The organism is Neoluteolibacter marinus (assembly GCF_014904755.1).
GTDB lineage: Bacteria > Verrucomicrobiota > Verrucomicrobiia > Verrucomicrobiales > Akkermansiaceae > Haloferula > Haloferula marina.
In genome coordinates, this window is sequence record NZ_JACZFQ010000086.1 from 45056 (window position 1) to 57380 (window position 12325).

The following is a 12325-nucleotide window of genomic DNA, read 5'->3' on the forward strand; positions in this document are numbered from 1 at the left end:
GTTCCTGCGGTAGGGCCTATCATGGATAGGGAACCGGCGTGAGCCGGCGACGGGCGGAGGAATGACTTTGGGCTCGACTTCGGGTGGGTGAAGCAGGGCTCAATGACCGGATGATCCGATCCCGTCCCCTCCGGCACCGGCTTGGCTTGCTGCCCTGCGTCCTCCTCTTTCTCTGCGGTTGGTGTCAGGCGCAGAACATCCTCCGCGTCCGGTCCACGGCGACGGGTGCGGCCAACGGCACCACTTGGGCCGACGCCTACGTCACGGTTCAGGATGCCCTCGCGGTGGCCGTCCTGAACGACGAGATCTGGGTGGCGGAGGGGACCTATTACCCGGACGAGGGCACGGGGCAGACCGACGGGGCCGTGCTCTCGAGCTTCCGGATGCTGCCGGGGGTGGCGCTCTACGGGGGGTTCTCCGGTTCCGAGACCCAGCTCTCGCAACGCGATCCGGAGGCCCATCCGACCGTCCTTTCCGGCGATTTGAACCAGGACGGGATCTTCAACGGCAACTGCTTCCACGTGGTGGACGCGGCCGGCCTGAGCAACGCGATCGCCAGGCTGGACGGCTTCATCATCACCGGTGGCAACGCGGTGGTGGCTCCCCACGGACGGGGCGGCGGGTTGCAATGCAACGGACCCGGTCAACTCCATCTCAACGACTGCCGCTTCATCGACAACCGCGCGCAGGCGGGTGGGGCGATCTCGTGCGCCAACGCTTCGCCCAGGATTTCGAACTGCCGCTTCGAAGGGAATGTGGCCAACCTGACGGGCGGTGCCCTCTATCTGACCTCCGGGTCCGTCCCGCTCGTCGTCAACTCCAGCTTCGCGGGCAACCGGTCCAATGCGGACGGCGGTGCGGTGGGCACCCAGGGCTCCGGCGCCGAGCCGATCTTCGAAGTCTGTGCCTTCTCCGGAAACCTCGCCTCGTCGGACGGCGGAGCGTTGTGGGTCGGCGACCAGTCCGGGCCGCGGATGACGAATTGCAGCTTTCAGGGCAACCGCTCGGTCGGAAAAGGCGGGGCGATCCACGTGGAGGGTTCCTCCAGTCCGGACTTTCGGAACTGCCTCGCCTGGGGCAACGACCGGGTGAATCCGGTGACGAACCCGGAGCGCACGATGACGATCGATGGCTCGTCGCCCACCTTCGTGGGATGCCTCTTCGAGCACGTCAACCTGATCCCCTCAGGGGCGGGCAATCTCGACGGCACGCTGGCGAGCCTCGATCCGCGGTTCGTCGCACCGCTTGATCCTTCGCTGGCACCGGTCGTGGGGGCGGATCTCCGGCTGATCGGCGGATCGCCCGCCATCAATGCGGGAATCAACGCGGTGGCGCCCGCCGGCACCAATGTCGACCTGGCGGGGAATCCCCGGGTGGTCGGCCTCATCGACATCGGCGCCTACGAGCACCAGGGGATCCTCCGTGTGCGACCCGGCGGGGGCGGGGCGATGAACGGGACGAGCTGGGGCAACGCCTTCGCGAGCTTGCAGGATGCCCTCGCCGCGGCGGTGAACGGCTCCGAGATCTGGATGCAGCGGGGCACCTATCATCCCGACGAGGGAGCGCTGCAGGTCGATGACGACCGGACCGAGTCCTTCCGGATCGGCGGCGTGCATGCGGTCTATGGCGGGTTCGTCGGGACGGAAACCCTCCGCACCCAGCGCGATCCGGCGCTCAACGTGACGCGGCTCTCGGGCGACATCGACCAGTCGGGCGACCTGGCGGGCAACAGCTATCACGTCGTCACGAGTTTCGAGCCGGGCGCGACGCTGGACGGGGTCACGGTCAGTGACGGCAATGCCGACAGCACCAGCCCGGCCAACCGCGGGGCCGGGCTCTACGTGCTGGGCGGGAGTTCGCCCCGCGTCCACGGCTGCGTCTTCCGGGACAACCGGGCCCAGTTCGGGGCGGCGATGGACATCGGCGGAGCCTCGTCGATGCTGGTGACGGATTCGAGTTTCCGCGACAACACGGTGACCAGCAACGGGGGCGCGCTCTACATCTACGGTGCGGAAGCGAAGCCGGTCTTCCGCAACTGCGTCTTCACCGGAAGCGTCGCGCCGATCAACGGCGGGGCGGTGCACCTCATCACCGCCTGCGCGCCGTCCTTCGAGCGCTGTGCGTTCCGCGGCAACTGGGCGAACAACGTGGGCGGGGCGATCTTCAACTCGTTCAACTCGCGGCCCGTGGTGAGCGACAGCGTCTTCAGCGGCAATGCGACCAACAACGTCGGCGGCGCCGTCTTCAGCTCGCGGACCTCCGACATCCTGATCCGGGGATGCACCTTCCAGGGGAACTCGGCGACCACCAACGGGGGCGCCATCGCGGCCGACGACACCGTCACGACCCTCGTCAACACCGTGGTCTGGGACAACCGGGCCGGCGGCAGCGGGACCGGTGGCAACGCGTCGCTTCAAGAAACGACGGGCGCCACCACGGTCGCGACGAACTGCCTGCTCCAGAACATCGACCTCACCGGAACGGGGTCGGGGAATCTCGACGGCACCGACCCGGCGAATGATCCCCTTTTCGTGAGACCCGTCGACCCGGCCAACGCTCCGGTGGACGGCGGGAACCTGCGCGTGCTTTCGGGCTCGTCGCTCATCGATGCCGGGTCGGGCGCGGCGGTGACCTCGGAGCTCGACCTCGGGGGCCGGCCCCGCGTGCAGGACGGCGATGCCGACGGCTCGGCGGTGGTCGACCTCGGGGCCTTCGAGGCGTCCTCGCCGATCTTCGTGAATGCCGCCGCCACCGGGGCGGACGACGGTACGGAATGGGAGCACGCTTTCGTGTCGTTGCAGGACGCGCTCGCGGCGTCGTCGTTCGGCGACGAGATCTGGGTGGCGACGGGCACCTACTTCCCGGACGAAGGGGCCGGCATCCTCGACAACAACCGGAGCGTCGCCTTCAACCTGCAGAACGGCGTTCGGATCTACGGGGGCTTCGCCGGCGGTGAGACCCGACGTGCGCAGCGCAACCTCGTGAGGAATCCCGTCGTCCTGTCCGGAGCGATCGTGCCGGGCGGTGGAGCGACGACGCGGAGCTACCAGGTGCTCCGCGCCGGGTCCGGGGCGGGTCCGGATTCGCTGCTCGACGGTTTCACGGTGGTTTCCGGCAATGCCAATGGCATCGGCGCGCTGTCGAACGGCGCCGGCCTCGTCATCGACGGCGGATCGCCGGTGATCCGCAGCTGTCTTTTCGCCGACCACCGGTCGAGCGTCTACGGCGGGGCGGTCGACGTGACCGGGAGCGGGTCGCCGGTCTTCGAACAATGCGTGATGCAGGGAAACCTCGCGCAGTTCGGCGGGGGCATCACCCTGCGGGGGACCGGATCGCCGCGCTTCGTGAACTGCACCTGGCAGGGAAACCGCGGCACCTTCCGCGGTGGGGCGATCTACAACGGCACCGCCCTTCCGAACTTCATCAACTGCCTGGTCTGGGGAAACCAGGAAGGGGATTCGACCGCCCTGCCGGACGCCTCGATCGACGACGCGGGCGTGGGGGCGAACTTCTCCTCCTGTTTGATCCAGAACATCGACCTTTTGCAGAGCGGGGGTGGTCTCAACGGGAAGGGTGCCACCAACGATCCGCGTTTCGTCACGGAGGTGGATCCGGCGTTTTCCCCGCAGCTCCCCGGAGACCTGCGCCTCGGTGAGGGGTCCGTGGCGGTGGATGCGGGGGAGCCCGTCGCGGACGGCGAGATCTTAGATCTCGGGGCCCTTCCGCGGGTCGCGGACGGGGATCTCGATGCGGTCGTCGCGATCGACCTCGGGGCCTACGAGCGGCCCGTGCCGATCTTCGTCGACGCCGGTGCCCCGGCGGGCGGGGACGGCGCCACCTGGGGCACCGCGCTCGACACGCTCCAAGAAGCCCTCGCGGAGGCCGTGGACGGGTCCCTGGTGTGGGTCGCGGAGGGGACCTACCATCCGGACGAGGGACCCGGGGTGGTGGACGGGGACCGGCTTGCGAGCTTCGTGCTTCCGGACGGGGTCTCGGTTTTCGGCGGATTCGAGGGATCCGAAACCGCGACGACGCAGCGCAACCTGGGGCTGCTCCGCAGCACCTTGTCCGGCGACATCGACCAGTCGGGGACGGCGGCCAACAACAGCCGTGCCGTGACGACCGCCGTCGGGAACAACGCGCGCACCGTACTGGATGGCTTCATCGTATCGGGCGGGGAAGCGGAGCTCGACGGGGCGGGGATGCGGGTCCTGGCCGGTGCGGTGCAGCAGGTCCGCAATTGCATCTTCGAGAACAACCATGCCGTGAATCATGGGGGGGCGGTGCAGGTGGAGGGGGGCGCGGTCGTTTTCACGAACTGCGCCTTCAGCGGCAACCATGGCACCTACGGCGGAGCCGTGAACGTCGCCACCGGCAGCACCGCGGAGTTCACGAACTGCACGCTGGTCGGGAACCGGGCAATCAAGGATGGCGGCGCGCTGCGGGTGAACGCCGGAACCCTGGTGCTCCGCAACACGGTGGTCTGGAGCAACGCGGCCTTCGGCGACATCGCGTCCGCGACCGCCTCCCTCTCCAACGCCGGGGGAACGTCCGTCATTTCCTACGAGCATTGCCTGGTCGACACCCTGGATCTCACCGCGTCGGGATCCGGCAATCTCGACGGGACCGACGCGCTCAACGCGCCGCGCTTCATCCATGCGCCCGACCCGCTGCTCGCTCCCTCGGCGGGGGCCGACCTGCGCCTCGCCGACGTGTCACCGCTTCTGGATGCCGGCTCGAACGCGGTCGGCGTGCCGCCCTTCGATCTCGGCGGGGCGGCCCGGATCTTCAACAGCACGATCGATATCGGAGCATACGAAGGTCTGCCGTTTCCCGAGATCGAAATCCTCGATCCGGTCGTGGGGCTGCTGGTGGATGACGGCCCCGTGGTGGACGTCGGCCTCCTGCTCCAAGGCTCCGGCAACCTGCTTCGCATCCTGACGGTGGGGAATCCCTCCACCGCGACGCTGGGGCCGCTGGCCGTCACGCCGCTCACGACGTTTCCCGGATCGATCATGATCACCGGGCAACCCCCGGCCTCGCTCGAGCCGGCCACCAGCGGACTCTTCCGGATCCGGTTTCCCAGCAGCGGCCCCGGGGTCTTCCAGCAGACCCTCGTCATGGCCAGCAACGACTCCGATGAGGACCCGTTCGAAATCACCTTCGCCTGGATCGTGGCGTCGGATCAGGCGGATGCGGACGGCGACGGTCTTTCGGACTACACCGAGTATGGCGACGGGGATCCCGATACCGATCCCTTCCTCTACGACACCGATGGCGACGGCGCCTCGGACGCCGCGGAGATCGCCTTCGCGGCGATGGGCTTCGACAACGGTACGGACGACTCCGCCCTGCTCGCGACGGTGCGTGAGAACAGTTCCGGTCTCGGGCTTCACACCGAGGAGAGCCTCCGCTCGCTCGCCGTGACCGGTCCGGTCATCGCGCGGAATCCGCTGACGGGGAACTTCGAGCTGCGGCTCGAGGTGTCGGGGACGCCGGATCTCGGCATGCCTTTCACCGCGTTCCCCGACTACACGCTGTCGAGGATGCCGGGTGCGAGCGGCTTCCTCCTCGAGTTCGCCCCGCCGGACCCGGAGGCTTACTTCTTCCAGATCTTCCTGGGTGAGCCCTGACCCGCGGAGTTCCAAGCCATAGGGCGGGGAAACGAATGAGATTGCGGTTGATGCTCCAACTTGCAGGATGCGCGGCAAATTGAGGACCAACGGGTCCCGTGAACATGAAGCCGCCCTCCCTTTCCCCCCTCGTCACGGCCTTGCTGCTCGTGGCACCGCTGTCGCCGGCCCAGGTGATTCCGAACCCTTCCTTCGAAGAGGATGACTACAATGTCTGGCCCGGCTACGCGATTGCCAACGGGGGTATCACCGGTTGGACCGCCGGTTCCGCGGGTTTGAATCCGGCGGCGGGAATCCCCTTCGCGGACAATGGAGTGACGCCCGATGGCAACAACGTGGCGTTCATCCAGAGCTCCTCGGACTCCGACGAACGGATCAGCACCACCATCACGGGGCTCACCCCGGGCGTGGTCTACGAGGTGAGCTTCCGGGCCAACTGCCGCGCCGGGACCTCCGCTCCGGTCGCTTCATGGTCGCTCGATGGCGGGCCCTTCGTTCCCTTCACCGCCAGTCCGGCCGTCGGTGAGGGCGAACCGTACTACACGGTCATCGGCTCCTTCACGGCATCCGGTCCCACGGCCGCTCTGGCGATCCGCAATCAGACCGTCGCAGACTCCTCCGTGCTGCTCGATGACTTCCGCATCGTCGCGCAACGGGTGCCGGGCTCGGCCTGGACCTTGAACCGCTGGGGCAACGACCTCTCCAGCGGTCTTTCGACCGGGAACACCCTGTGGGCCTATGCCTTCGGAACCTCCGCCAATCCGGAGCTGAATGGCGTCACCATGACCGGGGTTGCCGGAGGATCGCCTGCCGTGGCGGGGCGCTTTTCGGTCACCGGGGCCAGCCTCGTTCTCTCCGCGGACAGCAACCAGCTCACCGCCCTGACCGGCAGCGGCAGTGCCGGGCTCGCGGCGGATTTCATCTACGCCGGCAATCCGACGACCCTCACCCTCGAGGGCCTCACGGCCGGCCAAGCCTACCGGGTCTCGCTTTTCGGGGTGGGATACGGCGGCGGGACCGCCCGGGCGCAGACCTTCTCCAGCGGATCGAACCAGCGGGTGATCGACGAGGAAGCCTTCGGGGCGGACAACGGCTTGCGCATCGAGCATAGCTTTGTGGCGGATGCGACGAACCGCATCCTCACCATCACGCCGACCAATCCGGTGGCGACCTTCCACCTCTACGGCCTGGCACTCCATTCCGTTTCCGTCCCCTCCGTGGCCACGCTCAAAGCGCGGGACGTCGCCATGGGTGAGGCCACCCTCGAAGGTGTGGCGAACCCCGCAGGCGAGGTGTCCACCGGGTGGTTCGAGTGGGGCGACGTGGACACGCCGTTCAGTCAAAGTACGACGCCACAGGAACTTGGTGAGGGCGAAGTCGAGCAGGGCATCACCGCGGACATCTCAGGTCTGGAAAGCGGCGTGTTGTATCGTGGCCGGGCGGTCCTGAGCAACATCCTGGGGACCTTTTACGGGGATCCCGTCGAGTTCCGCAGCGGCTTCACCGCGGTCGTGACCCAAACGGACGACAATGGTCCAGGGTCGCTGCGCCAGGCCATCGAGGACTCCGTCACCGGCGATGCGATCACGTTCGATCCGGCTCTTTCTGGTCAGAGCATCCTGCTGACCGGCGGGGAACTGGTCATCGAGCGCGACCTGACCATCGACGCGTCCTCATTGGCCGCCGGGCTGACCTTGGACGCGCAGGAGGCATCGCGTCTGTTGAGCGTGACGGCGGATGCCGAGGTCGTGCTGACCGGGATCACCTTGACCGGCGGAAAGATCGTTTCCGCGACAGAAGCGGATGCCCGGGGCGGGGCGATCCTGAATTCGGGCGACCTGACGATCAACACCTGCACCATTGCCGGCAATGCCGCCGTCGGGGGCGACCACGTTCCGCCGCAATTCAGTCCGGTCACGGCGACGGTCGCGGGAGGGAACGGAAAAGGAGGGGCGATCTTCAACGAGGGACGCCTGGTTCTCAATCAGGTCACGATGGCCAACAATGCCGCCCTCGGCGGCCGCGGCTCGAACGAAGGTGGCAATTTTTTCTCCGGGTTCATTCCTCCCGGGGCGGGTGGCGATGCCGTCGGCGGCGCGATCTACAGCAGGGGAATCCTGTTCGTCCATCAGAGCACGCTCTCGGACAACCAGGCCAGTGCGGGAAGCGGGGGGGACGGGGCCATCGATCCGATCTCTCAAACCTATCGTGCCGACGGCCCCGCAGGTCTGGCCGACGGAGGCGGGATCTTCGTGGAAACGGGGGAGGCCACCCTTTTCAATTCCATCGTGGCTGGCAATTCGGGAGGCGCGCTGGACAACAATGTGACGGGTGCTTTCACGCCAGCCGGCAGCAACTTTCTGTCCGGGGACCCGCAGATCGCTTATCTTGCCCAATACGGGGGGGCGATGCCGACCATGCCGCCTTATCAAGGTTCTCCCGTGCTCGGCGCGGGGAGCATCGAGGCTTTGTCGCCGCCGTACAACTTCACCACAGACCAACAGGGAGTGACGCGCCCTCCGGGAGGACCGGTCAGCATCGGCTCGGTCGAGACGGTGTTGCCTCCGTCCACCCACTGGGTGAGCAGCCTCGAAGATGATGGCAGTCCCGGCTCCTTGCGGCAGGTGATGGCGCTGGCCCATCCCAATGACACCCTCCGGTTCGAACCGGGCCTGTCGGGAGGAACGATCGCCTTGACCGGCGGCCCGATTCACTTGGCACAGGATGTCATTTGGGATGCCTCCACGCTTCCGGCAGGGTTGACCCTCGACGGTCAGGAATTGTCGCGGCTCTTGATTGTCGATGCCGGTGCCGAGGTGGTGCTCACCGGTCTTACCTTCATCAACGGGAAAGTGGTCGCTCTGCCCGGGGAGGATGCGATGGGTGGGGCGATCCTGAATTCCGGCCACCTCACGGTGAATGCCTGCACCTTCGCCCACAACTCGGTTCTCGGAGAGAGGGGATCCGATGCGATTGCCCAGCTCTCATTATCCGTGGCGGCAACTCCGGGCGGACCCGCGGCCGGCGGTGCCATCTACAACGAGGGGACGCTTGTTTTGAACCAGGTGACCTTCGGTGAAAATCTCGCCCGGGGCGGAGCGGGTGGGGATGGAGACACTTATAACGATTTCCTTTCCGGAACGACGACCGTGCCCGGTGGAACAGGTGGCTTGGCGACGGGCGGCGCGGTTCACAGTGCCGGCACGCTGATCGTCAACCAGAGCACCCTTTCGGCGAACTCCGCGGAAGGCGGAGCGGGCGGGTCGCTGGGAGGTGAAACCGGTGGCAGCCTGGGTGGTGGCGTCTTTGTCGAATCCGGGGCGGCGACCCTTTTCAACTCCATCGTGGCAGGGAATGCCTTGGATCCTGCGAACGAGATCGCCGGGGTCTATGGGGGCGCGGGCACGAACCTCATCGCGTCGGCACCCTCCCTGAAACCCTTGGGCGACTATGGAGGTCCCACACCCACCATGCCTCCGGAGCTCGGCTCGCCGGCGATCGGGGCGGGCAGCCCGGATGCCCTGCTTGCTCCCTACGAATTCACCACCGACCAGCGGGGCTTTCCGCGGGCGGTCGGACTTCCGGTCGATATCGGTGCGGCGCAAATCCAGCCGCAGCAGGTTCCGGATCTTGCCGATTTCAGCGCGACGATCCTCTCCAGCGATCCGGCGAGCGGACTGGTGCGTGTCGAGTTGAAGCTCAGCGTCGATCCGAACTGGCTACCCACGGTCGCGACCTTCAGCTACGGGTCCACCGAGCCCTTGTCCGGCGCTGTCGGCCCGAGCGGGATCCCGGTCCTTTTTGCCGGGACTTCGTCGGTGGCCTACGTCCTGACGGCCGAAGTGAATCTGGCACCAGGGTTCACCTACCTGTGGCGGGTCGTGGCCTCCAACGATGTCGGTGAGGTCACCTCGGCCACGCAGACCTTCCGGATCAACCCGGTCGGCGTCCCCGGTGACACGGACGGGGACGGCGTGGTGAGTCGCGAGGAACTCGACGCGGTGCTGGCCTTCGCGGAGGGCGGGCTGACCACCATCAACGAGTCCGGTTACTACACGGCGGAGCAGGTGCAGACCTTGAATGTGGGCACCCCGTTGATCCAGGCGGTAAGCCCCGGTCGATTCCAGATCGTTCTCCGGATGCAGAAGAGCAGCACCCTCAACAACGACTTCCAGCCCTTGCCGTTTTCAACCTTGGGCTCGCTCCTGGAAGTCGATGCCAACGGCGATCTCTTGTTCGAGTTTCCTTCCGACGACAACGCGGCGTTCTTCCGGATCGAAAGCGAGTAAGCCGTGCGAGAACGGGCAAGCGGGTTGCGCATGCCTGAACCGCGCGGCCGAAAGGTTCCAGGCCATGGAAACGTTGAGGGACATCCATGAAAAAACCCATGAAAGCCTGGACCGCCGCCCTCTTCCTCTCGCTTGCCGGGCTCGCCGCCGCGGAGGAGCCGGCCTACGTCCCGCGGTCGCCCTTGGCCGAGCTGGAGCTCCGCGACGGCGACACCATCGTCTTCCTTGGCGACAGCATCACGCACCAGTGCCTGTACACCCAGTACGTGGAAGACTACCTCTACACCCGCTTCCCGAAGATGAGACTGCGGCTGCACAATGCCGGGGTGGGGGGCGCGCGGGCTTGGGACGCGTTGCTGCGCTTTGACAAGGACGTCGCGGCCTACAAGCCGAAGTACGTCACCGTTCTGCTGGGAATGAACGACGGCCGCTACGCCGAGTACCTGGACGATGTGTTCACGACCTACAGCACGGAGATGAACCAGCTGCTGGAGAAAATCGACGCCTGCGGGGCCAAGGCGATCCTGATGACGCCGACGATGTTCGACGCGCGTGCCAAGCGCATGCAGCCGCCCGGCGGCTTCATGGGACCGAAGGCGGTCACCTTCTACAACTCGACGCTCGCCTATTACGGCGCCTGGCTCCGGGACACCGCGTGCGAGCGGGGGCTGGGGTTCGTCGATCTGTGGGGCCCCCTCAATGAGACCACGCTCCATGAGCGGCGGAAGGATCCGGCGTTCACCCTGATCAAGGACTCGGTGCATCCGGACGCGCCGGGGCAGGTGGTGATGGCGGCCGCAATGATCGAGGACCTGGGCTTCCCGCGGGTCGTCTCGGACATGCGCTTCACCGTGAAGAATGGAACCTGGACCTCCACTGCCGAGTCCACCGAGATCACCGGAGTGGAAGGTTCGGCGGATCGGCTTGCCTTCACGTCCCTGGAAAACGCGCTGCCCTGGGTGCTGCCGGAGGAGGCGCAGGCCGGAGTCCGATTGACGGATCTCGGCCGGGAATACGGGCGGGAAATGTTGACAGTGGCGGGGTTGCCGGCCGGAACCTATGCCGTGTCGATTGACGGAGTCGAAGTGACCCGGTCGACCGGCGGGGAGCTTCATGCCGGCCTGCCGCTGCACGCCTTGCCAAATGCCCCCCAGTATCAACAGTCGGCGGCAGTCGCCGGACTGAACAAGCAGCGGAACGAGGGGCCGGTCAAAGCTCTCCGCAACGAGTGGTCCCAGTTCCAGCAATGGAAGTTCCTCCAGGCCCAGGTCGAAAAGAACCCGGCGGACGATGCGGAGAAGCAGCGGTTGGCGGATGTGGAGCAGAAAATGCCCGGCATGGACGAACGGGTGAAGGCAGCGGAAGCCGCGGCGCGGGAAATCGAGGATGAGATCTTCAAGATCAACCAACCCCGGCCGCACCGGTTCGAGATCAAGAGGGTCGGGGAGTGATCGTCATCCACACGTTTCGGCAAATGCCCGCCCTCTCTGGACGCGGCCGTTTTCGAATGGGAGCCCGATAATGGAAGCCGGAGCGATCAAGGCGGTGGCGATCTGAAAAATGGCACGTAAAATCACGAAAAAGCCAAATTCGTGAAATCGACGCATTGACGAGGGCCAGGGGTCTGGTCAAATCGGGGCGCTTTATGTCGTCCAAGAACTTCGTCCCAATCTCCGCCGCTCTTCTGCTCACCGGCTCTGCCTCCGCGGCGATCATCGTGACCGACGACTTCAACGGTGCCAACGTCGGCCTGAACGGGGCAGCGGCCGATGTCGGCGGCACTTGGACGGCGGGTAGCAATTTTTCCGCCGACGGCAGCGGGGCCTCGACGGGAGGAAGCGGGGACGATAACTCGGCCTTCATCGGGGTGGCCGCCCTCGAGGCCGGGAAGGTCTACACCATCAGCGCCACGCTCACCGAGCTCAGCGGCAACTTCTTCTACGTCGGTCTTGCGACCGCTGCCCCCACCAACACCGACGAGCGGTGGCAAGCGACCCAGGGAAACAGCTCGGTCAACATCGAGTGGCGCAATCTCGGGCTCAGCCAGGACTTCAGCTTGCATACGCAGCTCGGTGGCAGCGAGACACGTCACGGCACCACTTCGCTCACCACCACTCCCTCGCTCGATCCGTCCACCCTTTCGCTGGTGATCGACACGAGCTCCGGACTGGCGTCTTCGTCGGTTTCGCTTTTCAACAACGGCGCGGCCGTGACCGGTGCGGAGGGCATCAGTCTCGACCTGTCGGGATTCGCCGTGGTGCCTGCCTTTGGTTTCGGCAACGAGGCGGGAGGCGGAGCGTGGCAGCTCAACGCGGTGACCTACAGCGTGGTGCCCGAACCCGGAGCGCTGGCTCTCACCCTGCTCGGTGGGTTGTTGCTGGTGCGCCGCCGCCGTGTCTGACG

At 66.4% G+C, this 12325-nt stretch carries 4 protein-coding genes; all 4 read left to right on the forward strand.

Going from position 1 to position 12325, the window contains the following annotated elements:
* The first annotated feature begins 110 nt into the window (after positions 1 to 110).
* On the forward strand, positions 111 to 5633 hold the full coding sequence (locus tag IG178_RS16375) for a right-handed parallel beta-helix repeat-containing protein (protein WP_193213649.1): 5523 nt from the start codon (positions 111 to 113) through the stop codon (positions 5631 to 5633).
* Between the two features lie 104 nt (positions 5634 to 5737).
* Positions 5738 to 9922, forward strand: coding sequence for a choice-of-anchor Q domain-containing protein (locus IG178_RS16380; protein ID WP_193213650.1), 4185 nt, complete (start codon positions 5738 to 5740; stop codon positions 9920 to 9922).
* Between the two features lie 98 nt (positions 9923 to 10020).
* On the forward strand, positions 10021 to 11373 hold the full coding sequence (locus IG178_RS16385) for an SGNH/GDSL hydrolase family protein (RefSeq protein ID WP_193213651.1): 1353 nt from the start codon (positions 10021 to 10023) through the stop codon (positions 11371 to 11373).
* Between the two features lie 194 nt (positions 11374 to 11567).
* The gene (locus IG178_RS16390; RefSeq protein ID WP_193213652.1) at positions 11568 to 12323 is read left to right on the forward strand and encodes a PEP-CTERM sorting domain-containing protein; all 756 of its coding nucleotides are present in this window, start codon (positions 11568 to 11570) and stop codon (positions 12321 to 12323) included.
* Positions 12324 to 12325 lie beyond the last annotated feature (2 nt).